The organism is Sphingomonas dokdonensis (assembly GCF_002197685.1).
Classification (GTDB): domain Bacteria; phylum Pseudomonadota; class Alphaproteobacteria; order Sphingomonadales; family Sphingomonadaceae; genus Sphingomonas; species Sphingomonas dokdonensis.
Genome location: NZ_NBBI01000003.1, coordinates 37,684 through 63,124, shown reverse-complemented (window position 1 = coordinate 63,124; position 25,441 = coordinate 37,684). Strand labels below are relative to the sequence as shown.

The 25,441-nt window shown below is 68.9% G+C and carries 22 protein-coding genes and 1 riboswitch; of the genes, 17 read left to right on the top strand and 5 right to left on the bottom strand.

Annotated elements, in window-relative coordinates:
* Positions 1 to 148 precede the first annotated feature (148 nt).
* On the top strand, positions 149 to 310 hold the full coding sequence (locus SPDO_RS16820) for a hypothetical protein (protein WP_158212169.1): 162 nt from the start codon (positions 149 to 151) through the stop codon (positions 308 to 310).
* Positions 311 to 319: 9 nt separating this feature from the next.
* Here the strand turns inward: SPDO_RS16820 and SPDO_RS08710 are convergent, their stop codons facing one another.
* Positions 320 to 2,695, bottom strand: coding sequence for a hypothetical protein (locus SPDO_RS08710; RefSeq protein WP_245829328.1), 2,376 nt, complete (start codon positions 2,693 to 2,695; stop codon positions 320 to 322).
* A gap of 97 nt (positions 2,696 to 2,792) precedes the next feature.
* On the opposite strand from SPDO_RS08710, the gene SPDO_RS08705 reads away from it, so the two are divergent.
* Positions 2,793 to 3,188 (top strand): hypothetical protein, encoded by a 396-nt coding sequence (locus tag SPDO_RS08705; protein WP_088367113.1) that lies wholly within the window; start codon positions 2,793 to 2,795, stop codon positions 3,186 to 3,188.
* A gap of 7 nt (positions 3,189 to 3,195) precedes the next feature.
* Here the strand turns inward: SPDO_RS08705 and SPDO_RS08700 are convergent, their stop codons facing one another.
* On the bottom strand, positions 3,196 to 4,044 hold the full coding sequence (locus tag SPDO_RS08700) for a TauD/TfdA dioxygenase family protein (RefSeq protein ID WP_088367112.1): 849 nt from the start codon (positions 4,042 to 4,044) through the stop codon (positions 3,196 to 3,198).
* A gap of 67 nt (positions 4,045 to 4,111) precedes the next feature.
* Between SPDO_RS08700 and SPDO_RS16680 the strand changes: the two genes are divergently transcribed.
* Positions 4,112 to 4,777 (top strand): Crp/Fnr family transcriptional regulator, encoded by a 666-nt coding sequence (locus SPDO_RS16680; RefSeq protein WP_158212168.1) that lies wholly within the window; start codon positions 4,112 to 4,114, stop codon positions 4,775 to 4,777.
* Between the two features lie 3 nt (positions 4,778 to 4,780).
* Here SPDO_RS16680 and SPDO_RS08685 read toward each other — a convergent pair whose 3' ends face one another.
* A complete protein-coding gene (locus tag SPDO_RS08685; protein WP_088367110.1) occupies positions 4,781 to 7,219 on the bottom strand; it encodes a zinc-dependent metalloprotease in 2,439 nt (812 codons plus the stop codon).
* Between the two features lie 222 nt (positions 7,220 to 7,441).
* Here SPDO_RS08685 and cobO point away from each other — a divergent pair, with 222 nt between their 5' ends.
* The 8 genes from cobO to treF all read left to right on the top strand — a co-directional run bounded on the left by cobO (position 7,442) and on the right by treF (position 19,148).
* Positions 7,442 to 8,056: a cob(I)yrinic acid a,c-diamide adenosyltransferase gene (cobO, locus tag SPDO_RS08680; RefSeq protein ID WP_088367109.1), complete on the top strand. Its 615-nt coding sequence runs from the start codon at positions 7,442 to 7,444 to the stop codon at positions 8,054 to 8,056.
* 34 nt (positions 8,057 to 8,090) lie between these two features.
* Positions 8,091 to 8,262, top strand: a riboswitch (cobalamin riboswitch).
* Between the two features lie 132 nt (positions 8,263 to 8,394).
* Positions 8,395 to 10,245, top strand: coding sequence for a TonB-dependent receptor plug domain-containing protein (locus tag SPDO_RS08675; protein ID WP_245829326.1), 1,851 nt, complete (start codon positions 8,395 to 8,397; stop codon positions 10,243 to 10,245).
* A gap of 128 nt (positions 10,246 to 10,373) precedes the next feature.
* Entirely contained in the window at positions 10,374 to 11,180 is an 807-nt protein-coding gene (locus tag SPDO_RS08670) for an ABC transporter substrate-binding protein (protein ID WP_088367107.1), read from the top strand.
* Positions 11,177 to 12,139 carry a FecCD family ABC transporter permease gene (locus SPDO_RS08665; RefSeq protein WP_088367456.1) on the top strand — a complete coding sequence of 321 codons (963 nt, stop codon included), beginning with the start codon at positions 11,177 to 11,179 and terminating at the stop codon, positions 12,137 to 12,139. The genes SPDO_RS08670 and SPDO_RS08665 overlap by 4 nt, the downstream gene beginning before the upstream one ends.
* Positions 12,130 to 12,897 (top strand): ABC transporter ATP-binding protein, encoded by a 768-nt coding sequence (locus tag SPDO_RS08660; protein ID WP_088367106.1) that lies wholly within the window; start codon positions 12,130 to 12,132, stop codon positions 12,895 to 12,897. Before SPDO_RS08665 ends, SPDO_RS08660 begins: the two co-directional genes overlap by 10 nt.
* Positions 12,898 to 12,929: 32 nt before the next feature.
* Positions 12,930 to 14,003 carry a homocysteine S-methyltransferase family protein gene (locus tag SPDO_RS08655; protein ID WP_088367455.1) on the top strand — a complete coding sequence of 358 codons (1,074 nt, stop codon included), beginning with the start codon at positions 12,930 to 12,932 and terminating at the stop codon, positions 14,001 to 14,003.
* Positions 14,004 to 14,175: 172 nt separating this feature from the next.
* Positions 14,176 to 16,890: a methionine synthase gene (metH, locus tag SPDO_RS08650; RefSeq protein ID WP_088367105.1), complete on the top strand. Its 2,715-nt coding sequence runs from the start codon at positions 14,176 to 14,178 to the stop codon at positions 16,888 to 16,890.
* 740 nt (positions 16,891 to 17,630) lie between these two features.
* The gene (gene treF / locus SPDO_RS08640) at positions 17,631 to 19,148 is read left to right on the top strand and encodes an alpha,alpha-trehalase TreF (RefSeq protein ID WP_245829324.1); all 1,518 of its coding nucleotides are present in this window, start codon (positions 17,631 to 17,633) and stop codon (positions 19,146 to 19,148) included.
* A 25-nt stretch (positions 19,149 to 19,173) separates the two neighbouring features.
* Here the strand turns inward: treF and SPDO_RS08635 are convergent, their stop codons facing one another.
* Complete coding sequence (locus SPDO_RS08635) at positions 19,174 to 19,353, bottom strand: YbdD/YjiX family protein (protein WP_088367102.1); 180 nt, start codon at positions 19,351 to 19,353, stop codon at positions 19,174 to 19,176.
* A complete protein-coding gene (locus tag SPDO_RS08630) occupies positions 19,350 to 21,401 on the bottom strand; it encodes a carbon starvation CstA family protein (protein ID WP_088367101.1) in 2,052 nt (683 codons plus the stop codon). The genes SPDO_RS08635 and SPDO_RS08630 overlap by 4 nt, the downstream gene beginning before the upstream one ends.
* Before the next feature lie 165 nt (positions 21,402 to 21,566).
* On the opposite strand from SPDO_RS08630, the gene SPDO_RS08625 reads away from it, so the two are divergent.
* The 6 genes from SPDO_RS08625 to SPDO_RS08600 all read left to right on the top strand — a co-directional run bounded on the left by SPDO_RS08625 (position 21,567) and on the right by SPDO_RS08600 (position 25,402).
* Positions 21,567 to 21,836 (top strand): hypothetical protein, encoded by a 270-nt coding sequence (locus SPDO_RS08625; RefSeq protein ID WP_088367100.1) that lies wholly within the window; start codon positions 21,567 to 21,569, stop codon positions 21,834 to 21,836.
* Between the two features lie 36 nt (positions 21,837 to 21,872).
* On the top strand, positions 21,873 to 22,145 hold the full coding sequence (locus tag SPDO_RS08620; protein WP_088367099.1) for a hypothetical protein: 273 nt from the start codon (positions 21,873 to 21,875) through the stop codon (positions 22,143 to 22,145).
* A 99-nt stretch (positions 22,146 to 22,244) separates the two neighbouring features.
* Entirely contained in the window at positions 22,245 to 22,529 is a 285-nt protein-coding gene (locus SPDO_RS08615; RefSeq protein ID WP_088367098.1) for a ribbon-helix-helix domain-containing protein, read from the top strand.
* Between the two features lie 54 nt (positions 22,530 to 22,583).
* Positions 22,584 to 23,267, top strand: coding sequence for a Fe2+-dependent dioxygenase (locus tag SPDO_RS08610; RefSeq protein ID WP_088367097.1), 684 nt, complete (start codon positions 22,584 to 22,586; stop codon positions 23,265 to 23,267).
* Between the two features lie 164 nt (positions 23,268 to 23,431).
* Positions 23,432 to 24,400, top strand: a complete 969-nt coding sequence (locus SPDO_RS08605; RefSeq protein ID WP_088367096.1) for a ferritin-like domain-containing protein — start codon at positions 23,432 to 23,434, stop codon at positions 24,398 to 24,400.
* A 45-nt stretch (positions 24,401 to 24,445) separates the two neighbouring features.
* Complete coding sequence (locus tag SPDO_RS08600) at positions 24,446 to 25,402, top strand: ferritin-like domain-containing protein (RefSeq protein ID WP_088367095.1); 957 nt, start codon at positions 24,446 to 24,448, stop codon at positions 25,400 to 25,402.
* Positions 25,403 to 25,441 lie beyond the last annotated feature (39 nt).

Here is a 25,441-nt window from a genome sequence, read left to right as displayed (position 1 = left end):
GAAAGAGTGCAATGTGGCGCGATCGCGGGACGCCCGGCGATCCGCGCCGCCGGCCAATCGGTCGTTTGGCGCATAAAGACGCCGTGGTGGCGCTATTAACCATGTTCATGGGTTTCGCGCCGTCGCCGCAGCGGGCAAAATAGCGGCCATGCGCAGGAAAGGAAATCGGCATCTCCTCGATGCCGTGCGGCACGCCCTTGAAGTGGCGGATGGGCTCGGCTTGTCCGAAACCAGCCTTCACCTCAATGCGGCGCTGGTGACGCTTGACGGGCGCGGCCTGCCGCCGCCGCCGCGGCGCACGGTGCACTGACCGGAGCCATCATGGCGCAGCCAGCGTGGCAACGGCGCCTTGTGCATCGCGCAGGTGCAGCTGCCAGGCGCCATTTGTCGGCGGCGAGATCGGCAGGGTGGTGCCGGTGAAGCCGTCCGGCACCGGCGTATCCGCAAGGCCGGCGATCCGGGTGAGGAGAAACAGGCCGGTGCCGGTCAGCGTGCAGCGCGCAGCCCCGGCGGGGCAAGCGACCGCCGACAGCTGCGGCAGCCGGACGAGCGTGGCGAGCGGGTGCCAGTCGCCCGCCGCCGTGTCGCGCACCAGCCGGTAGCGTAGCGGCCCGCGCGCGGCGGGCCCCAGCGCCTTGGCGGGATCGAGCGTGGCGATGGCGACGTGGTCGTCCTGCAATTGCAGCGAAAGCTGGGCGGTGGCGCCGGTCTCGCCGGCCTCCACCTCGACCCGGTCGGTTGCGGCAAAGCGCGTGGTGCCGGCGGCGCGCAGCGAAAAGGTGATCAGCATGTCCTGCGGCACGAAGGTATCGCCCGCGAGCGCGAGCGGCACTGCCGGCGGCGCCCCGGTCCGGCTGAGCGAGCGGGTGATAAGGGTGGCGTCCGGGCGGGCGGGAACGATGCGTACCGGCACCTTTACCGTGCGGCCGTCCGCCAGCGTCGCGCGGCCGGTCGCCTCGCCGGCCGGCCATTGTGCCGCGGCGGGCGCCTGGGCGGTGAGCGCCAGCCGGTCGTTGGTGCCGGCGCGGGTGAGGCCCGCGGGGGTGAAGGCGACGGTGTTGATCTCCAGCGCGGTGACCTGATCGAGCCGCGTGCCCGCAAGCGTGCCGCTGGTGTCGCCGGCATGCATGGTGAAGCCGGTGATGCTGCCCGCCTCGGCATAGGCGCGCAGATCGAGGCGGCGCGGCTGGGCGACGCCGTGGCTGCGGATCAGCAGCGATACGGGGCCGGGCTCCATGCCGGCGAGCGGCACGGTGAGCGCGAGCGCGCCGTCCACGCCAGCCTTGACCGCCACTGCACGGCGCTGCGTGCCGCGCTCAAGCCATGCCTCCGCGACACAGGACGCCGCGCCGCCGGTCAGGGTGAGCGGGGTGTCGCGGCCGACCACCAGGGTCGCGCCATCGGCCTGCCATTTGTCGCCGGCCGGGCTGACGAGGCGGAAGCGCGGGCCGTCGAACGGCTGGAAGCCCCAGAAGCCTTGCAGGCGCGCCTCGCCGCCCTCGGCCAGCGCGATCGCGGGCGTGGCGGTGGCGCCGACGACGAAGCCACCCGCGGCGGCATCGGCGGCGGCGGGCAGGTCGAGCGTCTTGCCCGCGGCGGTCGGCACGCGCAGCGTCATCGCGCGCGGATAGGCGGTGGAAAAGACCAGCGGCGCGCCGCCGACGGGCAGCACCAGCCCCGGCTGTGTCAGGCAGAAGGGGCCGGCGCTTTTCACCGTCAGCACCGGCGGGGTCGGCGCGGCAACGGTGGGGAGTGCGGCGACCAGCACCGACTGCGGCTTGCGGAACGAGGGCACGGTGTTGAGCAACAGCTCGATATGCCCTTCGCGCGGCACGCTGAGCGCCGGGATGAAACGCAGCTGCGCCGACTGGAACGCGCCCAGCATGCGGGCGAGATCACGCACCACGCCGATATACCCGCTGTAATAGCCAAAGCCGCCCTGCGGCGTGGCGCTGAGCTGCAGCGCGATATTGGCAGGCGCGCCGGCGAGCGTCTGCGCGATCGAGCTGGTCTGGCTGTCGGCCAGCACCGCGGCATTGCCGCTTTGCGCAAGGCAGCCGGCGCGCGGGTCGGACTGGCGCAGCAGGCAGGCGGCGTCGAGCTTGATCGCCAGGCTGTCGGCGAGTTTGGGCGATACGCGGGCGACCTCTGCCGGCTCGCGGGTGCGGATCTGCTCCAGGAACGTCTCGAGCCGGGTGCGGTCGAGCATCGCTTGGTTCAGCTCCTGCGAGGCGCGTACGAACGCGCCGGGCTGATCGCGGATCGCCTTGGCCACGCCGTCGATCGCGCCGCCGGTGTCGGGCACCAGGAACACCAGCGCCTGCTGCGCGCCCTCCGGCACGCGCATGTCGATCGCGGCTTCCTTCGGCTTCCACGTGCGCACGTCGGCGAGCCAGTCCTTGGGCGGCGGATTGGTCGCGCCGCGCAGGAAGGCGAGCACCATGCGGTAATGCGCGCTTTGCTCGACCGGCAGGTCGGCGACGACGCGGATGCGATCGCCGGCCGTCAGGTTCGGCACCTGCGACAGCGGCAAGGTGACGTCGCCATGCGTGACCGAGACGCGCAGCGACGGGCCGGCGAGATCAAAGGCATTGCCCTCCGCAGCCAGCACCGTGGCGGCCGGCGCGAGCAGGAGGAGGGAGGCGAGCGCGACGCGGCGCAGCGCCGTGCGCACGGGAGAAAGGGAAAGCGGCACGGCCCCCGTGTAGCCCGCTTTGCCGCCGCTGCAATCATCGCCGCGGCGGCCGGCGCGGTCAGCACGTGTTCAGCGGGGCCGGGGCAACATCGCGATCATGACACGCATCGCCCTGCTGCTCGCAACGATCGCCGGCCTTGCTGCGCCCGCCACCGCAGCAGCGCCCAAGGATGGTCAAACCGCCCTAGCCAAGGCGACCGCCGGGTTGGTGCCGGGCGCGCCGGTGCGCTGCATCAGCCTGAGCGGCATCACCGCGACCGAGATCATCGACGGCACGGCGATCATCTACCGCGTGGGCAGTCGGGTGTACGTCAATCGGCCGCGATCGGACGCTGCGCGGCTGGAGCGGCGCGACATCCTGCTGACGCGCAATGTCGGCACGCAATTATGCGATGCCGACAGGGTGCGACTGGTCGATCCCGGCTCCCGCGCCGTCCGCAGCCAGATCGTGCTGGGCGATTTCGTCCGCTACACGCGCGCTGCGGCGAGCTAGCGACCGCTCAGTTGAGCGGCTCGCCCGAAATGGTGATGCGGTGCATCAGCCGGCGGTGGCCGTGATAATCGTTCATCGCATGATGCCAGGTTGAGCGATTGTCCCAGATCGCCATCGATCCCGGCGCCCATTGCACGCGGCAGTGGAACTCCTCCCGCATGCCGACCTGATACAGATAGGTGAGCAGCGGCATGCTCTCCTCACGCGTCCAGCCTTCGAAATGGAGCGTGAAGGCGGGGTTCACGTAGAGGATCTCGCGCCCGGTGCGCGGATGCTTGATGACGACGGGGTGGACGGCGTGGGTGTGCACGTCATGCCCCTTCAGGTCCGCCGCCTGATCGGTTTTCGAGTAGATGCCGTCCTTGCTGTAGATATGGTCGGCCGAGTGGACGGCGCGCATCGTGCGCAGCGTTTCCTTCATGCCTGGCGACAGCGACTCGAACGCGGCGGACATGCTGGCGAACAGCGTGTCGCCGCCGGTCGGCGGGGTTTCGCGGGCGAGCAGGATCGATCCCATCGCCGGCACCTGATCGTAGCTGTGATCGGTGTGCCAGCCGCCGCCGATATTGGTCTGCTGGTTCTCCGCCTTGCGCACCTCGGCGATCTCGGGATAGCCGCCGTTCGCGGGAAAGTAGTTGTTGATGTCGATCTCGCCCCAGCGACGCGCGAAGGCGATGTGCTGTTCGGGGGTAAGCTGCTGGTCGCGCACGAAGACCATGCCGTGATCGGCCAGTGCCTGGCGCATCTCGGCCAGTGTCAGATCGTCGAGGCTGGTGAGGTCGACGCCTTCGAATTCGATGCCGACATGCTTGCCGATCGGGCGGGTCGTCACGCGATCCTTGAGCTGCGTTGCCATGATCCACTCCTGTCTCTTCTGTCTGATCGGGGTTTACCCGAGTCGCGGGAGCGGTATTGTCACCTTTGTGACATTTGAGCCGGCAATGCTCGCGGCGCTTGGCCGCAACCCGTGGTTCGCGCGCCAGCCGGCTGCGCTACAGCGAATGCTGGTCGCCGGCGGGCGGACGGTGGACCTGCAGCGCGGACAATGGGTCTATAGCCAGGGGGACGAGGGGACGGGGCTGCTGGCCGTGCTCGACGGGGCGCTGCGCATGGAGGTGGCGCTGGATGCCGATCGCGACGTGATGATCGGGCTGGCCTCGGCACCGACCATCCTGGGCCGCACGCGGCGCAGCGGCGGCGGGCCGCGCATCATCACGGTGCGGGCAAACACGCCGGCGCGAGTGCTGATGATCGCCGACGATGCGCTGGACCGCGCAGCGGCGACCGACGCGAGCTTGTGGCGGGCGATCAACGAGCTGGTGTACGCGCAGCTGGAGCAGGCGACGCGGCTGGCCGCCTATCTCCTGGTGCAGACGGCCGAGGGGCGCGTGGCGCTGCGCCTGCTGCAATTCGCGCAAGGCGACAGTGTGCCGGTGAGCCAGAGCGACCTTGCCGAAATGACCGGCCTGTCACGCAAGACGATCAACGGCCACCTGGCAGCGCTGGAGCGCAAGGGCGTGATCGCGCGGGGCTATCGCGCGATCACGGTGGTGGATCATGCCGCGCTGGAACGGATCGCGCGCGGCTGACGCTCAGTGCAGCTCGCCGCTGCCGATCGGCATGCCCGGCGGGATCTTGGGTTCGATCGCCTCGTCTTTCAGCGCGGCGGCGAGCGCGTCGCGGTCCCCCAGCAACCGCGCGGTGGTGAGCGCCCAGGCGCGGTCATTGGCACCGGCGATGCGGCTTTTTCCTTGCTTCGCCGCCCAATCGGCCAGCGCCTGATCGATGGCGACTTGGGCTTCGCTCCCGGTCGCCGGCGCGCGGGCGGCCTTCGCCAGGCTCAGCACGATGCGGGTGCCGATCGCGCGGCGGACGGCGGCAAGGCGATCGTCGGCGACGGGCGCGGCGGCGCGCGCGAGCAGGCGATCGGCCAGCATCCCCGGGCCGGGGATCGCGGCGTCGCGGCGGTGCTGATCGGCCATGCGTGCCAGCCGTTCGGGGGCGAGCAGCGCGTCCAGCGTCACCTGCGCCGCGACCTCGGCGGCGACCAGCGGATCGAACACGGTGCTGCCTGCGGTGCGCATCACCTCGATATCGAACTGGCGGTCGCGGTCGCCCGACCAGCCGGCCGACAGCAGCGGGATCAGCCGTTCGGGCACGTCGAGCGCGGCGGGATCGAGCGTCGCGAGCAAGGCGTCGAGTGCGGCATCCTGCGACGCGCCCGGCACGGCGGCGGCGACATTGTGGCCGTCGCCCGCCACGGCATATTCGGAAGTGACGCCGCCGATCAGCTTGGCCGCGGCCTCCACCTGATAACGGTGGAGCAGCCAGATCGGCACGAACTTGCGGCGCAGGTTAGCGGCGGGTTCGTCGGCGGCGAGCGCCTGCGGGCCGAAGCGGGCGATCGCGGCGGCGCGCACCTGCATCATGCGGGCAAGCTCGGCCACCGGATCGGCGCCATCGTCCCACAGGCTGCCCCAAGGCTGCGACGCCGATGCCGCGCGCGCATTCTCGTCCGACACGAAGCGCAAGCCGCGCTGCTGCGCATCGGCCGCCTTGGTCAGCGCGAGCGCGTCGGGGTCGCTGCCCGCCTTGTCGCCGTACAGCCAGTCGATCGCATACAGGTCCCACGCGCCCAGCCCGACACCATAAGCGTCCGACAGGTCGGGCGCGCCGTCGACCAGCCCCACGCGCGGCGCGGGATAGTCCATCACGGAGGCGCGATCCTGCGTACTGGCGGCGAAATTGTGCATGAGGCCGAGCGCGTGGCCGACCTCGTGCGCGGCAAGCTGGCGAATGCGGGCGAGCGCCACTTCGCGCGGGTCGTTGGGTCCGCCGCTGCCGGTCGCGGCGGCGCCGACCAGCCCTTCGTAGATCAGCATGTCCTGCCGCACCCGCAGCGAGCCGAGCAGCACCGAGCCCTTCAGGATCTCGCCCGTGCGCGGATCGGAGACGGCATAGCCGTAGGACCAGCCGCGCGTCGCCCGGTTGACCCAGTTGACGACATTGTAGTTGAGGTCGAGCGGGTCGGCGCCGTCGGGCAGGATCTTCACCTGATAGGCGTCGATGAAGCCGGCCGCGTCGAACGCCTGTTTCCACCACGATGCGCCCTCCAGCAGCGCGGTGCGGATCGGCTCGGGGGCGGCATTGTCGATGTAAAAGACGATCGGCTTCTTCACCCGCGACCGCGCGGCGCTGGGATCGACCTTGTCGAGGCGGAAGCGGTTGGCGAGGTTGCGGACGATTGGTTGGCCGAGCGGGGCGGCGAAATCGAGGATTTGGGTCGAGAAGCTGCCGCCGCGCGGATCGAAGCGTCGCTGGGTGTAGCCGCCTTCCGGCAGCGCGGCGAAGCTGTGGCGCACCACCAATGTGACCTGGCGCGCGTCGGGGGCGATGTTGCGCACCTCGGCCCCCGGCGTGTCGCTGGCAAAGGTCTGGCGCGCCTCGAACACCATGTTGCGGGGGAAGACGTGGGTCGCGGCCGGGTCGGCGGCGCTGAGATCGGGGACGAGCTTCCACCCCTTTTCGCCGGCATCCTTCAGCTGATCGGCGATCCCCTTGGTATCGCGTGCGAGGAACGGCGCGATGTCGACCAGCAGGCGGCCGTCGGGGCCGGCGATGGCGTCGCCCATCCACAGCGTGGAGGAGGCAAAGGCGTCGCTCGCCGCGGCCTGTTCGGCGGGGGAGCCGCCGGTGGCGCGGAAGCGGCTGTTCTCCAGCTCGAACGCGACCTTCTTGCCCAGGCGGCGGATGACCAGGATCTGCGCGGGGCCGGGCTGCGCGCGGTCGAGCCCGACAGGCGCGGAGCCGAGCCCGGTGCGCAGCGCGGTGGAATACAGGAGCCGCGCGGCGACGCCGTCGGCCCCGGGAGCGGGCAGCGACAGGAGGATGCGCCCGCCGCTGCGATCGAGGTGGACGGGAAGGAGACCATCGAGCTGCTCGGTATTGGCGAGCGGCGCGGGGGTTTGCGCGTGGGCGGACAGCGGTGCGGCGGCGAGTGCCAGCCCGAGCAGCATGGTCGTGCGGTTCATTGATCGTCCCCCCTGTTGTGCGATCACTAAGGAGAGGAAGTTTGCTTGACCAGCCGCCTCCCGCTTCGTCATGCCGGGCTTGTCCCGGCATCCACCGTGCCTCAGCCCCTCAGGCCGGCGAGTGCGCGGGTCAGTGGACCCCGGCACAGGGCCGGGGTGACGATGTGGGCGGGTGGTCGTGCGGGAGTTGCGCCACGAGCCTCGCACGGCGATAGCATCGCCATGACCGATCAGCCCGACGACCACAGCCGCCACAACGAGAAGATGCGCCGCATGAAGGTGGCGCGCGACAAGCTGCAGGCGCGGCGCACGCTGGAGCGCGGGTTGCTGCTAGTCCACACCGGCAACGGCAAGGGCAAGTCCTCCGCCGCCTTCGGCATGGCGATCCGCTCGATCGGCTGGGGCATGCGCGTCGCGATCCTGCAATTCGTGAAGGGGACGTGGGAGACGGGGGAGCGCAATTTCTTCACCGATCACCCGAGCGACCTCGTCAGCTTCGAGAGCATGGGCGAGGGCTTCACCTGGGACACGCAGGACCGCGCCAAGGATATCGCGGCGGCGCGGCGCGGGTGGGAGCGGGCCAAGGACCTGATCCTCGATCCCGAGATCGACTTCGTGATCCTGGACGAACTCAACATCGTGCTGGCCGACGACACGCTGCCGTTCGACGAGGCGCTGGCGTTCCTGAAGGAGCGGCCGCTGACCAAGCATATCTGCATCACCGGGCGCGGCGCGCGGGCGGAGCTGAAGGAGATCGCCGACCTCGTCACCGAATTCGGCGAGGTGAAGCATCCGTTCAACGCCGGCTTCAACGCGCAGAAGGGAGTGGAATATTGACGAACCTGCCGCGCCGGCCCTAGGGGCGCGGCCGCGAACGGTTCCCGGAGACGGGATGAAAAGGGAAGTCGGGAAGGGCTGAAACGCTCGACCCCGCGCTGCCCCCGCAACTGTGATCGGCGAGTGCCGCCCACCCCATGCCACTGGAGCGATCCGGGAAGGCGGGGCGGCACGTTTGACCCGAGAGCCAGGAGACCTGCCGGTCGCACGTCGATCCATCGCGCGGACGGGGTGTGCCGGGCGGACGAGGCCGAAACCCTCGAGCGAACGACATGAGGGATCGGCTGACGGACGGTGCACACACGCGCCGGCCGCGGCCCTGTTTGGGGCAAGAACACGTGAAGTTTATTCAATGGCTGGCGGCATCGACCGCCCTCCTCGCCGTGCCGGCAGTGGCGCAGGATCTCGACCGCGACGGCGACATCACCGTGACCGCAAGCGGCGTCGCGCAGGACGTCGACACCACAGGCCAGGCGGTGACGATCATCGACCGCGAGACGATCGAGCAGCGCCAGACGGTCGCGCTGTCCGACCTGCTCCAGACCACGCCGGGCATCACCGTGACGCGCAACGGCGGCCTTGGCACCAACACCGCGGTGCGCATCCGCGGTGCGGAGGGCGACCAGACGCTGACGCTGATCGACGGCGTGCGCGTCAACGATCCGTCGTCGCCGGGGGGCGGGTTCGACTTCGCCAATCTGCTCTCCGCGTCGGTCGAGCGGGTCGAGGTGCTGCGGGGGCCGAACTCGGTGCCATGGGGCAGCCAGGCGATCGGCGGCGTGGTCAACGTGATCACCCGGCGCCCGACCGAGGGGCTGCAGGCGCGCGGCAATGTTGAATATGGCGACATGGACACATTGTTCGCGAGCGGCGGCGTGTCGGGCAGCAGCGGGATCATCTCGGGGTCGCTGAGCGGCGGATACCTGCGCACCGATGGCATCTCGGCCTATGACCGCGGCACCGAGCGTGACGGCTATCGCCAATATGGCGCGAGCGGGCGGGTGGAAGTGGCGTTCGCGCCCAACATCCGCCTCGACCTGCGCGGCTATTGGGCGGACAGCCGCACCGATCTCGACGGCTTCCCCGCGCCCGCCTTCACCTTTGCCGATACGAATGAATATTCGACCGCGCAGGAATTGTATGGCTATGCCGGGCTCAACGCCGACTTGCTCGACGGGCGCTTCCGCAACGTGGTGGCGTTCCAGATCGCCGACATCAACCGCGACAATTTCGACCGCGATGCGGCGGGCGGCGAGCCGCAGTTTTTCGGGCGCGGGCGCAGCGAACGCTACACCTACAAGGGCGACTTCCAGGCACTGGAGCAGGTCCGGCTGGTCGCGGGCGTCGAGCATGAGACGACGCGCTATTTCGACGGTGTCGGACGCTTCAGCCGCGGCGTGACGAGCGTTTGGGGCGAGGTGATCGTGACGCCGGTCGAGGGCCTCGCGGTGACCGGCGCGGTGCGCCACGACGACGACGATGCGTTCGGCGGCAACACGACCTTCGCCGCCAACGCCGCCTATACGCTGCCGACCGGCACGACGCTGCGCGCGAGCTATGCCGAGGGCTTCAAGGCGCCGACCTTGTACCAATTGTACGACGGCTTCTCCGGCAACCCCGATCTCGATCCGGAAACGGCGAAGAGCTGGGACGCCGGCATCGAGCAGCGGCTGATCGGCGATCAGCTCGTCGCCAGCGCGACCTACTTCAACCGCAAGACGCGCAACCAGATCGACTACGACCTGCTGACCTTCAGCTACAGCAACATCGCCCGGACGCGGGCGGAGGGCGTCGAAATCGGGCTGGTGATGCGCCCGGTCGAGCGGTTCACCGTCAGCGGATCGTACACGCATATCGCCAACGAGAACCGCAGCGCCGGCTTTGTCGGCAACGACCTGGCGCGCCGTCCGGAAGATACCGTCAGCATGTCGGCGGATTACCGCTTCCCGTTCGGGCTCGCGCTGGGCGCGACGGTGCTGGTGGTCGGCGACAGTTTCGACAATGCGGCGAACACCGTGCGGCTGGATGGCTATACGCTGACCAACATCCGCGCGGAACTGCCGCTGGGGGATCGTTTCTCGCTGTACGGGCGCGTCGAAAATCTGTTCGATGCCGATTACCGGACGGTGGCGAATTACGGCACGATCGGGCGCGCGGTGTATGGCGGCGTTCGGGTCAAGTTCGATTGAGGCCAGGAAAGGTTCGTCACCCCGGCCTTATGCCGGGGTCCACCGGCCCGCAAACTTGCCGCTGGTGGGTGTGCGGCGCGGTGGATGCCGGGACAGGCCCGGCATGACGAAGTAGAGGCTGAAAAGCGATGCGTGCGATCCTGCTTCTCGCCCTCCTGCTCGCCGGCTGTTCCGCCGCCGGGCCGGCCGTGCGCGGGGGCGGGATCGTGTCGCTCAATCCGTGTGCGGACCAGTTGCTGCTCGCGCTGGTACCGGCAGAGCGGATCGCGGCGATCAGCCATTATTCGCAGGATCCGCGCGCGACCTCGATTCCGCTCGACGTGGCGCGGCGCTTTCGCACCACCGCGGGAACGGCGGAGGAGGTGATCGCGCTGTCGCCCGATCTGGTGGTGGCGAGCGCCTTCACGCCGCCTGCGACGCGCGCCGCGTTCGATCGTGCGGGGCTGAAGACGCTGTATCTGGGATCGCCGGCCACGGTGTCGGCGAGCAAGCAGCAGATTGGTGAGGTGGCCGGGGTGGTCGGTGCCGAGGTGCGCGGGGAAGCGCTGAACGCGCGGATCGATGCGGCGCTTGGCGCAACCGAGGCGCAAGGGCCGGCGGTGCCGGCGCTGCTGTTCATCGGCGGTGATCTGGCGAACGGGGACGGGACGTTGCTGGACGAGATGATGGCGCATGTCGGGCTGCGCGATGCGGCGGCGGATTACGGCGTTACGATGACCGGGCGATTGCCGGTCGAGACGATCGTTGCGCGCCCGCCCGCACTGATCCTGTCGCCCGACGGGGGCGGGCGGACGGCGGCAATGCGGCGGCACCTGCTGGCGGCGACGGGTGCGAAGACGCGCGAGGTGCCGTTCGATCGCGAGCTGATCAATTGCGGCGGGCCGACGATCCCGGCGGCGCTGCGGCGGCTGGCCGCGATCCGGCGGGGGGTATGATGCGGCTGAACGCCAAGCTTGGATTGTTGGTGGCGCTGCTGTTCGCCGCGTCGCTGATGGCGGGCAAGGCGTGGGTGCCGCCGGAGGCCGCCTGGTCCGGAGATCCGCGCTGGACGATCGTGACGCAATTACGGCTGCCGCGGGCGGTGCTGGCGCTGCTGCTGGGCGGCGTGCTGGGGCTGTCGGGCGCGGTGTTGCAGGGGTGGCTGCGCAATCCGCTGGCCGATCCCGGCGTGCTTGGCGTGTCGTCCGCGGCGGCGCTGGGCGCGGTGGCGGCGTTGGTGCTGGGCGCGGGGAGCCAGTGGGGCGTGTTCGCGGCGGCGATGGCCGCCGCAGTGGGCGCGATGGCGCTGCTTGCCGCGCTGACGTGGCGCGCGGAAAGCCCGGCGGCGTTCGTGCTGGCGGGCACGGTGCTCGCCAGCCTTGCCGCAGCGCTGACCGCCTTCCTGATCTCGATCGCGCCCAATCCCTATGTCGTGGCGGAAGTGATCGAGTGGCTGATGGGCGCGCTGACCGATCGCGGGCCCGACGACCTCGCCCATGCCGCGCCGTTCATGCTGGCGGGGGCGGCGCTGCTGCTCGGCACCGGGCGGAGCCTCGACGCGCTGACGCTGGGACAGGATGCGGCGCGGTCGCTGGGCGTCGACCTCAGGCGGTTGCAGGCGCTGGTGATCCTGGGGACCGGCCTGTCGGTCGGCGCGGGCGTGGCGGTGACGGGGGTGGTCGGCTTCGTCGGGCTGGTGGTGCCGCACCTGTTGCGCCCGCTGGTCGGCGCGCGGCCGTCGGCGCTGCTGGTGCCGAGCGCGCTCGGCGGCGCGGCTTTGGTGCTGGGCGCGGACAGCCTGTGCCGGCTGGTGCCGGGGCCGGGCGAGGTGCGGCTGGGCGTCGCCATGGCGCTGATCGGCGCGCCGTTCTTTCTGGCGCTCCTGCTGGGCGAGCGGGGGCGGTCGTGGAGCTGATCGCGGAGGGCCTCACGGTGGCGCTGGGCCGGCGTACCGTGCTGCGCGACGTATCGGCGGCGTTTGCGCCGGGCCGCGTGACGGTGGTGCTGGGCGCCAACGGCGCGGGGAAGAGCACGCTGCTGCGCGCGGGCGCCGCGCTGGTGCCGGCGGCGGCCGGGCGGGTCGCGCTGGGCGGCGCGGATGTGGCGGCAATGCCGGTGCGCGAGCGGGCGCAGGCGATCGGCTACCTGCCGCAGGACGCCGCGGTGCATTGGAACATGCGGGTGCGCGATGTGGTGGCGCTGGGCCGCTTGCCGCATGGCGGCGGGGTGGCCGATGCGGCGGTCGATCGGGCACTCGCGGCGACGCGCACCGCCGACTTCGCCGAGCGGTCGGTGCGCGACCTGTCCGGCGGCGAGCGCGCGCGCGTGCTGCTGGCGCGGGTGCTGGCGGGGGAGCCGCGCTGGCTGCTCGCCGACGAGCCGCTCGCGAGCCTCGACCCGCTGCACCAACTGGAGGCGCTGGCGCTGCTGCGCGATGCGGCGGCGGCGGGCATGGGCGTCGTGGTGGTGCTCCATGATCTCACGCAGGCGGCGGCGGTCTCCGATGAGGTGCTGCTGCTGAAGGACGGACAGGTGCTGGCGCATGGTCCTACCGAAACGGTAATGACGCCGGACAATCTGGCGGCAGCTTATGGCGTCGCGGTGGAGGTGCTGGTGCGCGCCGACGGACGGCGGGTGATCGTGGCGACGGAGGCTGCCCGACAGCTGTCTTGAACATATAAAGATATCTTTATATGCTGCGCGTCATGCCCAGCCACGCCCAACTTGCGCCCGAGGGCGCCCGCGAAGCCCTGCTCGCCGCCGCGCGCGAGCGTATCCTCGTCACCGATGGCGCGTTCGGGACGGAGATCCAGAACTGGAAGCTCAGCGAGGCGGATTATGCCGGCACGCTGGGGCTGGGCCATGACCAGAAGGGCAACAACGACATCCTGGCGCTGACCAAGCCGGAAGTGCCCGAATCGATCCACCGCGCCTATTTCGAGGCGGGGGCGGACATCGCCGAGACCAACACCTTCTCGGCCAATCGCATCAGCCAGGCGGATTATGGCGCGGAAGGGCTGGTGCGCGAGATCAACATCGAGAGCGCGGCGATGGCGCGGCGCGTGGCGGATGAATATGCCGCACGCGACGGGCGCCGCCGCTTTGTGGCGGGTGCGATTGGACCGACCAACAAGACCTTGTCCTTGTCGCCCGACGTCAACGACCCCGGCTTTCGCGAGATCGACTTCGATTATCTGAAAGACGTCTATCGCGAGCAGACCGATGCGCTGATCGAGGGCGGGGCGGACTTCATCCTGATCGAAACGGTATTCGACACGCTGAACGCCAAGGCCGGCGTGATGGCGGCGTCCGAAGCGGCGGCTGCGTTCGGGCGCGACGTGCCGATCATGCTGTCGATGACGCTGACCGACCTGTCGGGGCGCAACCTGTCGGGCCACACGGTGGAGGCGTTCTGGCATGCCGTGCGCCATGCCAAGCCGGTGACGATCGGGCTCAATTGCTCGTTCGGCGCGGAGCAGCTTCGCCCGCATGTGAAGACGCTGTCAGAGATCTGCGACACGCTGATCATGGTCTATCCCAATGCCGGGCTGCCCAACGAGCTTGGCGCCTATGACGAGGCGCCGGCGACCACCGCCGGGCTGGTGCGCGAATGGGCCGCCGCGGGGCAGGTCAACGTGCTGGGCGGCTGCTGCGGCTCGACGCCGGCGCATATCGGCGCGATCGCCGAGGCGGTGCGTGGGCTGGCACCGCGGGTGATCCCGACGCCGGCGGTGCGCACGCGGCTCGCCGGGCTCGAGCCGTTTACCATGGCGGCGTGACCTAACTCCCTCTCCCCGCTTGGGGTACCCATCAAAGTATTACTTTGATGGGGCCTTTAGGAGAGAGGGTGCCGAGCGAAGCGAAGGCGGGAGAGGGGCAGTGGAAGCCGCCTTTGACTGCCCCTCTCCCCGACCCTCTCCCCGCACGCGAGGAGAGGGAGAAAGAAGAACGATGACCACCACCTCCTCCACCAGTTTCGTCAATATCGGCGAGCGGACCAACGTCACCGGATCGGCGGCGTTCAAGAAGCTGATCATGGCGGGCGATTACGACGCCGCCGTCACCGTCGCGCTCAACCAGGTCGAGAATGGCGCGCAGGTGATCGACGTCAACATGGACGAGGGCCTGCTCGACGCGGTCGAGGCGATGACCACGTTTCTGAAGCGGATCGCGGCCGAGCCCGACATCGCGCGCGTGCCGGTGATGATCGACAGCTCGAAGTGGGAGGTGATCGAGGCCGGGCTGAAGTGCGTCTCGGGCAAGCCGATCGTCAATTCGATCAGCATGAAGGAGGGCGAGGACAAGTTCCTCGCCGAGGCGCGCAAGTGCATGGCCTATGGCGCGGCCGTCGTCGTCATGGCGTTCGACGAGGTGGGGCAGGCGGATACCGAGGATCGCAAGGTCGAGATCTGCCAGCGCGCCTACAGGCTGCTGACCGGCATCGGCTTCCCGCCCGAGGACATCATCTTCGATCCCAATGTGTTCGCGGTGGCGACGGGGATCGACGAGCACAACAATTATGGCGTCGATTTCATCAATGCGGTGAAGCGCATCAAGGCGGCGTGCCCGCACGTCCATTTCTCGGGCGGGCTCTCCAATCTGTCGTTCAGCTTCCGCGGCAACGAGCCGGTGCGCCGCGCGATGCATTCGGTGTTCCTCTACCATGCGATCCCTGCCGGGCTCGACATGGCGATCGTCAACGCCGGGCAGCTCGACGTTTATGACCAGATCGATCCCGAACTGCGCGAGGCGTGCGAGGATGTGATCCTCAACCGCCCGGCCCGCCGCGACGACGAGAGCCCGACCGAGCGGCTGATCGCCATTGCCGAGCGGTTCCGCGGGCAGAAGGGCGCGGTGGCGGACGACAAGGCGGCGCTCGAATGGCGCGGCTGGCCGGTGGCCAAGCGGCTGGAACACGCGCTGGTGCGCGGCATCGACGCCTTCGTGGTCGAGGATACCGAGGAGGCGCGGCAGCAGGCGGCCAAGCCGATCGAGGTGATCGAAGGCCCGCTGATGGACGGCATGAACGTCGTCGGCGACCTGTTCGGTTCGGGCAAGATGTTCCTGCCGCAGGTGGTGAAGTCCGCCCGCGTAATGAAAAAGGCGGTGGCGCATCTGCTGCCCTACATCGAGGCGTCGAAGGAGCCGGGGGCGAAGGGCAAGGGCAAGATCGTGCTCGCGACCGTGAAGGGTGACGTGCACGACATCGGCAAGAACATCGTCGGCGTGGTGCTCCAGTGCAACGGCTTCGAGATCGTCGACCTTGGCGTCATGGTGCCGTGGTCCAAGATCCTCGATGCCGCGAAGGAGCATGATGCCGACATGATCGGCCTGTCCGGCCTCATCACCCCATCGCTCGACGAGATGGTGACGGTGGCCGAGGAGATGAAGCGCGCCGGCATGACGATGCCGCTGCTGATCGGCGGCGCGACGACGAGCCGGGTGCACACCGCGCTGAAGATCGATCCGGCGTATGACGGCGCCGTCGTCCATGTGCTGGACGCGAGCCGCGCGGTCGGCGTGTGCACGCAATTGGTTTCGGACACGCAGTCGATCGATTTCGTGGCGAGGACCAAGGCGGAATATGACGACGTGCGCGTGAAGCGCGCCAATGCCGGCGGATCGAATCTCGTGCCGCTGGAAAAGGCACGCGAGAATGCGTTCGTCGCGGACATGGCGCAGAAGCCCGCGGCGCCGCACCAGCCGGGCGTGCACCGCTTCGACGATTGGGATCTCGCCGATCTGCGCGAACTGATCGACTGGACGCCGTTCTTCCGCTCGTGGGAGCTGGCGGGCAATTTTCCCGCGATTCTGGACGACGCGATCGTCGGCGAGAGCGCGCGCTCGCTCTACGCCGATGCGCTCGCGATGCTGGACACGATCGTCGAGGAGAAGTGGCTGACCGCTCGCGGCGTCGTCGGGCTGTGGCCGGCGCATCGGGGTCAAGGAGCGGGGGGCGACGACGTGTTCGTGCAGCACCGCCATTCAGACGATCACCGCACGCCCGATGGCGGCAGCGTGCCCGAGCATATCCGCGTGCCCGATCTCGACCGCAGCAACGAGGGAAGCCGGCGCTTGTGCTTCCTGCGCCAGCAGGTGGCAAAGCGCGAGGGGCGGGCGAACATGTGCCTTGCAGACTTCATCGATCCGGAGGGCGACTGGCTGGGCGGCTTCGCTGTCGCGATCCACGGCATCGATCCGCACCTCGCGCGGTTCAAGGCCGATACCGACGATTACAACGACATTCTGCTGAAGGCGCTAGCCGATCGCTTTGCCGAGGCGTTCGCCGAGCGGCTGCACCAGCATGTCCGCACGACCTTGTGGGGCTATGCCCCCGACGAGCAGCTGACCAACGAGGCGCTGATCCGCGAGCAATATCGCGGCATCCGCCCCGCGCCGGGCTATCCGGCGTGCCCGGACCATACGCTCAAGCCCGAATTGTTCGAGATGCTGGCCGACGAAACGGGCGACGTGGCGGGCATCACGCTGACCGAGAGCATGGCGATGCTGCCGACCGCGGCGGTCTCCGGCTTCTACTTCGGACACCGGGACGCGGCCTATTTCGGCGTGGCGCAGATCGGGCAGGACCAAGTGGCCGACTATGCCACCCGGCGCGGGCGGCCGAAGGACGAGGTGGAACGCTGGCTGCGGCCGAATCTGAGCTAGGGAGAGGTTATCGGGAGCCGCCGTCACTCAAGGGTTTGCTCACGCCCCCTCCTTCGTCCGTCATTCCCGCGAAGGCGGGCATCCATAAACGCAGCGCCCGCTTCTCTCGCGATGTCCAGAGTTTATGGATCCCCGCCTTCGCGGGGATGACGATGGAGAGATTGACAGGTTCCGCCCAGTTGCGGACGTTCACCGATACGCTCATACCTTCTGCATGAAGCCTGATCGGTACGAGTGGCTCCATGCCGAGCAGAAGACGATAGCCAACGAAGGCACAGAAGTGCAGCGCGCGTGGCGCATGTATCGGGACGTGAGCGTTGGATCTGCAATGGCCGGGGTTATCTTGGTCCTGATCTTGGCGCTAACACCGCACCACCCGAATGGAGCTGTACGGATTCGCTATCTGGCCCCAATCTGCGTAGTCCTCGCGCTTGGATCAACAGCAGTCCTCTGGAAGTGGCGAGTACGGCATCTGTCCATTCGGTTCGCTGCTTGGTTGGTGCTCTTGTTCGCGGTCCCTCTTGTGATCGTTGTGATGCTTACCTGATCTCGGCGAAGGTCCGCTTTCCTCTCAGATTGCGGCTTTCGCTCTCTAGCGTCACAACCCGGTATGCGCCCCACCCGTCAAAACGATCTTCCTGCTGCCACAAGGGAGCCATCCGGGCCGGTCGGGCGCTTGTCCTTTGATGTCGGGTAGTCGAGGGCCGCAATCGATGAAGGCGTGGGTGGGAGTGTCGTTGATGGTCGCTGCGTTGCTGGCCGAGCCGTTGACCGCGCAACAAAGCCCCGCCGCACTGTACCCGGACCTGTTCGCCGCGGTGCAGACGGGGCGGTTGTTCCCTGACGGCAAGACGTTCGTCGATGCGACGCCGAAGCGCGATCCGACGGCGATCGTGGCGGATTACCGGCGGCTGGCGCCCAGGACGCCCGAGGCGCTGCGCGCGTTCGTGCTGGCGAATTTCTCCGTGCCCGGCATCAACGACCGCGGCGAGGCGGACCTTCGCCAGCATGTCCGCGATCTGTGGCCGATGCTGGTGCGCCAGCCCGACCGTGTGGTCGAAGGTTCGTCGCTGCTGCCGATGGCGCACCGCTATGTCGTGCCGGGCGGGCGGTTTCGCGAGATGTATTATTGGGACAGCTATTTCACCATGCTGGGGCTCGCCGTCGACGGGCAGCAGCCGCTGGTGGAATCGATGCTGGCGAACTTCACCGACGTGATCGAGCGGTACGGCCACATTCCGAACGGCATGCGGACCTATTATCTCAGCCGGTCGCAGCCGCCGTTCTTTGCGCTGATGCTGGACCTGTCGAAGGACGTCGATCCGGCGACGGCGGCTAGGCGGCTGGCGGCGCTGAAGACCGAACATGCTTATTGGATGAAGGGCGCCGATTGCCTCGATGCCAGCGGCGCGTGCGCGCGGGTGGTGCGGATGCCCGACGGGACGTTGCTCAACCGGTATTGGGACGACCGCGCCTTGCCGCGCGACGAAAGCTATGCCGAGGACGTGATCACCGCAAAGGAGGATCCGGAACGGCCGGCGTCGGTGGTGTACCGGCATTTGCGCGCCGGGGCGGAGAGTGGGTGGGATTACAGCAGCCGCTGGCTTGATGATCCGCAGCGGCTCGCCTCGATCCGCACGACCGACATCGTGCCGGTCGACCTCAACAGCCTCCTGCTGATGATGGAGGAGGCGATCGCGCGGCGCTCGGCGGCGGCGGGGGATTCCGAAGCAGCGGCGCAATTTCGGGCACTGGCGGCGAAGCGGCGCGCGGCGCTGGACCGCTATTTCTGGGTGGCGCGCGAGGGGCGCTATGCCGATTGGGACCGGGTGACGGGCAAGCCGACGCCGCGCGTCTCGGCGGCGATGCTGTTTCCGCTGTTCGCCGGCGCCGCCTCCCCGCAGCAGGCGCGCGCGGTGGCGGCGACGGTCAGGCGCGAGCTGCTGGCAACGGGCGGGCTACGCACCACGCCAGTGCGCACCGGGCAGCAATGGGACACGCCCAACGGCTGGGCGCCGCTGCAATGGGTCGCGATCGCCGGGCTGGAGCGGAGCGGCGAGACGGCGCTGGCACGCGAGATCGCCAAACGCTGGCTCGGCACGGTGGAGGCCGCCTATGCCGAGACGGGCAAGATGCTAGAAAAATACGACGTGGAGGAGCGCAAGGCCGGCGGCGGGGGTGAGTATCCGACGCAGGACGGCTTTGGCTGGACCAATGGCGTGACCAGCGCGCTGATGGAGCGCTACCCGGATTTGTGACCGGCTCAGGGCGAACGGAAGAAACCTAACAGCACCGCCCGCCGCCGCTGCCGTAGCGGGCCTGCTGGCGGTTCCGGAAGAATTCGGCGCGGGTCATCGGCGTTCGATCGGGATGATGGCTGGCGACGTGGCGGCAATAGGCGTTGTAGTCCGGCATGCCGACCATCAGCCGCGCAGTTTCGGCGAGGCGCGAGAGCAGGGTCATCGGGCGAGCTCCAGCGCGGGCGGGATCTCGGTTACGCTCGGGCGGGAAATGCGCCGCGCGGCGAAGCAGGTGCGCACGGTATAGACCAGGATCGCGGCGACGACGCCGAGGAACAGCGCGCAGAGCGCGGCGTCGATCCGGTCGTTGAAGACGATGCGGCTCATTTCCGCCATCGACTTGGCCGGCTTCAGCAATTCGCCGCGCGCGACCGCGTCGGAGAAGACGTTGGCGTGCGCGAGGAAGCCGACCTTCGGATCGGGGTGGAACAGCTTCATCAGCCCCGCGGTGCCGGTGCACAGCACCAGCCAGGCGGCGGGCACAATCGTCACCCAGGCGAAGCGGTCGCGCTTCATGCGGAACAGCACCACCGTCGCGAGCATCAGCGCGACGGCGGCGAGCATCTGGTTGGAGATGCCGAACAGCGGCCACAGCGTGTTCACCCCGCCGAGCGGATCGGTGACGCCCTGGTAGAGAAAGAATCCCCAGGCCGCGACGCAGATCAGCGTGGCGACGAGGCCGGGCAGGAAGCTCGACGTTTCCTTGAACCGCGGCGAGGCGAGGCCGAGCAGGTCCTGCAGCATGAAGCGGCCCGATCGCGTGCCGGCATCCACCGCTGTGAGGATGAACAGCGCCTCGAACAGGATGGCGAAATGGTACCAGAAGGCCTTCATCCCCGGTCCGCCGAGCACGTTGCTGAAGATCTCCGCCATCGCCACCGCCAGCGTCGGCGCGCCGCCCGCGCGGCTGACGATGGTCGTCTCGCCCACCTCGCGCGCGGTGGTGGCGAGCGCGTCGGCGGAGATGGGGAAGCCCATGGCGGTGATCGCGGCGGCGGCGGTAGCGGGATCTCCGCCGGTGATCGCGGCGGGGGCGTTCATCGCGAAATAGATGCCGGGATCGAGGATCGACGCGGCGATCAGCGCCATGATCGCCACCGCGCTTTCCATCAGCATCGCGCCGTAACCGATGAACGGCGCGTCGCCCTCGCTCGCGATCAGCTTGGGCGTGGTGCCGCTGGAAATCAGCGCGTGGAAGCCGGAGACGGCGCCGCAGGCGATGGTGATGAACAGGAACGGGAACAGCGGCCCCGCCCAGACCGGGCCGGTGCCGGTGAAGGCAAACTGCGTCAGCGCCGGCATGCGCAGCGGCGGCGCGAGCACGACGATGCCGATCGCCAGCGCGGCGATCGCGCCGATCTTCAGAAACGTGGACAGATAGTCGCGCGGCGCAAGCAGCAGCCAGACGGGCAGCAGCGAGGCAATCGCGCCGTAGGCGATCAGGCCGAAGCACAATTGCACGGGCGTCAGCGTGAAGAGTGGCGCCCAGAAGGCGCTTTCCGCCACCGACTGGCCAAAGACGATCGCCGCGATCAGCCCGATGAAGCCGATGATCGACACCTCGCCGATCGCGCCGGGGCGGATCCAGCGGGTATAGGCACCCATCAGCATGGCGAGCGGCACGGTGGCGATGACGGTGAACAGCCCCCAGGGGCTTTCCGCCAATGCGCGCACCACGATCAGCGCCAGCACGGCGAGGATGATGACCATGATCGCAAAGGCGCCGACCAATGCGATGGTGCCGGGGATCGCGCCCATTTCCATGCGGACGAGCTCGCCCAGCGACTTGCCGTCGCGGCGCATGGAGATGAACAGGATCATGAAATCCTGTATCGCACCCGCCAGCACCACGCCGGCGAGGATCCACAAGGTGCCGGGCAGATAGCCCATCTGTGCGGCGAGCACGGGGCCGACCAGCGGGCCGGCGCCGGCGATGGCGGCGAAATGGTGGCCGAACAGGACGCGGCGGTCGGTGGCGACGTAATCGAGCCCGTCGGCGCGGCGCACCGCCGGGGTGGGCCGCGCGGGATCGATGCCCATCACCGCACGCGCGATGAACAGCGCATAATAGCGGTACGCGACGAGATAGACCGAAACGGCCGCCGCGACGATCCACAGTGCGTTGACCGGCTCCCCGCGCACCGTGGCGACGACGCCGAAGCTGGCGGCGCCGACCAAGGCCAGCGCAATCCACGGAAGATGCCGCGTCATCACCAAACCCCCTTGCGCTGCGTCGTCATCCTATCGCCCCTAAGCCAAGGTTCGCGCGGGGACCAGCATCGCGCGGGCGGCGTGCTTCTGCGCGGCGATCGCGAGCCTTGGGAACCTCGATACGGGTTCCGGCGATTGGGGCACACAGAAATCGAGAGGTGCAACATGGCCGAAGCGACCTGGGGTGATACGGACGGCACGTCGATCGACTGGAAAATGAGCGCGTCGCTCGAAGACGTCACGCGCGCCGGCGAGGCCGTGCCCGAAGTCACCAATCTGGAGGCGGCGGTCCGCGCCTGGCAGCAGCTGGACGGCGCCATGCAAAAGGATGCGGTGCTGACGCTGGAGCGACCCGTCCATCTGGGCGGCGCGCTGCCCCTCGACAGGTTCGTCGGCTCCGCTATCGGCGATCTCGCGCGACACATGCCGGCCTGAGCGGCCGGCGATGCACCAAGAAAGAAGGAAACAGTGATGGCGAACAGCCAGTTGGAGATCGACCCCAGTTCCGTGCTCGACAATCTCGATGCCGAGCTGGTCGAGTTTACCGGCGAGGTCGACGGCGACGATTACGAGTTCGCCGTGCAATATGACCTGCTGGAGGCGCTGAGCGGCGACCGGCCCGATGGCGACGGCGTGGACATGTTCAATCGCTTCATCGATCAGGTGACGGAGGCGGCGCTGTCCGCGCTCAGCCGCAATTCGGATGCGAACCCGATCGTGGTGAGCGAATCCGACCTCGAATAGGCCGGCACGGCGTGGGCGGCGCGGCACCGGCTTGCGCCGCTCAGCCGCGCTTGCCACAACACGGCACATGAAGCGGCGGCACCTCGATCGATCGGCGACATGACCGCGCGCATCGCCCCGCCGCCCGGCGGCTTTGCCGGGCCGGTGAAACGCTCGATCACCATCGCCGGGCATCCCACCTCGATCAGCCTGGAGCCGCTGTTCTGGACGGCGCTGGAGCAGGCCGCGGTTGCGCACGGCCTGCCTCTGTCCGCGCTGGTCGCAGAGATCGATGCCGTGCGCATCCTGGCCGCCGAACCGCCCAATCTCGCCAGCGCGCTGCGCACCTGGTTGCTCGACATCAGCCAACGACGCAAAGTTGATAGTCACTCGCAACAAGGTTGACAGGATAGCGGCCTGCGTTCCATCGCAGGTCATGCCTTTCCCGGACAATCGCGCATGCTGATCGCCATTCCCGATGTGCTCGACGCGGCCGAGCTTGCCCGGCTACGCGGCATCATCGATGCGGCCGAGTGGGTCGACGGCAACGTCACCTCCGGCCAGCAGTCCGCGCTGGCCAAGCGCAACGAGCAACTGCCCGAGGACGGCGCCGCCGCGCGCGACGCGGGGCGGATCGTGCTCGATGCGCTCGGCCGGTCGGCGTTGTTCTTCGCCGCCGCGCTGCCGCTCAAGGTCTTTCCGCCCTTGTTCAACCGTTACGGCGCGGGGCAGGCGTTCGGCACGCATGTCGACAATGCCATCCGCATTCAGCGCGGCAGCGATTTCCGCATCCGATCCGACCTGTCGTGCACGCTCTTCCTCGCCGATCCGGCGAGCTACGACGGCGGCGAGCTGGTGATCGAGGATCTGTTCGGGCAGCAGCAGGTGAAGCTGCCCGCCGGCCATGCGGTGGTCTATCCCTCGTCCAGCCTCCACCGCGTCACGCCCGTCACGCGCGGGTGCCGCGTCGCATCGTTCTTCTGGCTGCAATCCATGGTGCGCAGCGACGCCGACCGGCGCATCCTGTTCGAGCTGGATCGCAGCATCCAGTCGGTGGCGGCGGACCGGGGGCAGGACGATCCGGCGGTGATCCGGCTGACCGGCGTGTACCACAATCTGCTGCGCCGCTGGGCCGATGCCTGAGCGCACGCGCGGCGCATGACCGGCAACCACCACATTCCCCTTGCCGGCGTTTCGCGCTAGCGCGTTTCTGTCGATCCGTTCAGGAACCCGACAGCGAACCGAGTTAGGCACGGGCGGCAAGGCCAATCCGCCTTCGTGCGTGTGAAAGAAAGAAGGAAGCCGCGATGTCGCAGACGGAAACGTTGATCGAGACGCCGGAGGCGCGCGGCCCCGCGCGTGCCGACCGCCGCGCCTTCTTCGCCAATGCGCTGGGCGCCGCAGCGGTCGGGGCAGGGGCGCTGGCGCTGACGGCGCAGCCCGCCGCCGCGCAAAGCGCCGCGACCGAGGTGGACGCGCTGAACTTCATCCTGAACATCGAATATCTCCAGGCGAACTTCTTCGCCGTGGCGACGGGCGGCACCGCGCTGGCCGCGGCGGATATTTCGGGCAGCGGCACGGCGGGCGCGGCATCGGGCGCACGCGCCGTCACCTTTGCCGATGCGATTTTCGCCTCGATCGCCAAGGAGATGGCGGCCGACGGGCTGGCGCACGTCAAGTTCCTGCGCGCGTCGCTCACCAGCAACTTTGCGGTCGCACAGCCGGCGATCGATCTCAGCGCAGCGGCCGGCGGCGCGTTCAGCAGCCTGGCGCGCCTCGCCGGGCTGGTCGGCGCGGGTCAGGCCTTCGATCCGTATGCGAGCGAGGACAATTTCCTCCTCGCCGCCTTCATGCTGAAGGACGTGACCGTCACCGCCTATCAGGGCATCCTCGGTCTCGTCACCACGCGTTCCTTCCTGGAGCCGGTCGCCGGCCTGATGTCGACCGAGGCGCATCATGCCGCCGCGTTGCGCGGCCTGCTGTATCGTCGCGGTCTCGCCACGCCGTCGCTGATCGAGGCGAGCGAGGCGATCTCCAATGCGCGCGACACGCTGGACGGCGCGGCCGCGGATCTCGACCAGGGTGTGCGGCCGGGCACCAATGCGGCCGGCGCCGCGGTCGCGAACGTCGCGCCGCTCACCGCCAGCGGCACCGCGATCAGCCGCACGCCGCAGCAGGTGCTCAACATCCTGTATCTGAACGGCGGCACGGCAACGAGCGGCGGGTTCTTCACCGCCGGGCTGAACGGCACGATCAAGTCGACCGCGACGAGCTGAGGCGCTGCCCCCCTCGCCCGCTTTATCCGTTTTCAGGACGTTCCCATGACCGAGCACGACACCATCACCCCGACGCACGATGCCGCCGACGCGCGGCACGCCGAGCGCCGCCGTTTCCTTCAGCTTGCCGGCGGCGCCTCGATCGCGGCCGGCGGCCTCGCGCTGCTGTCCGCCTGCGGTGGCAACGACGATAATGATCCCGATCCTACCCCGACGCCGACCCCCACGCCGACGCCGACCTCCACCTCCACCAGCAATGCCGATCGCGGCACGGTGAACTTCGCGTTGCAGATGGAATATCTGCAGGCGCAATATTTCAGCTACGCGCTCACGGGCGCGGGCGTGCCGGCCGATCTGCTGACCGGCACGGGCGCGGCGGGCGCGGTGACCGGCGGCGCGGCCGTATCGTTCAGCGACGCCTTTCTGGCCGCCTGTTCGCGCGAGATTGCGGCGGAGGCGCAGCGGCGCATCGCCTATCTGCGCGGCATCGTCACGGTGGAAGCGGTGGCGCAGCCTGCCATCGACATCTCGGCGACCCCCTTCTCCACCGCGCTGGGCGAGACGTTCAACCCCTATGCCAACCAGGGCAATTTCCTGCTCGGCGCGTTTTTCCTGCAGGACGTGATCGTCACCGCGTACAAGGGGCTGCAGCCGTTCATCAACATCGGCACGACACGCACCGGCTTCTTCGGCCTGCTCGGCGCGCAAAGCTATCACGCCGGGCTGATCCGCACCGCGATCTATGCCGATGCCGACCTGCGCGCCCGCGCCACCCGCTTCAGCGACGCGCGTGACGCGCTGGATGGCGCGAGCGATCAGGACCAGGGCGTCGTGGTGAACGGCGCGGCGAACATCTCGCCCGCCGACGCCAACGGCGTCACCTTCAGCCGCGCGACCACCACGGCGCTGAACGTGCTCTACGTGAACAAGGCGTCGGTGTCCGCCGGCGGCTTCTTCCCGGCCGGGCTGAACGGCGACCTGAAGACCAGCGCCGCCAGCTGACGCGCGGCGCGGGTTTACCGCGCGCCGCGAACGGCGTAG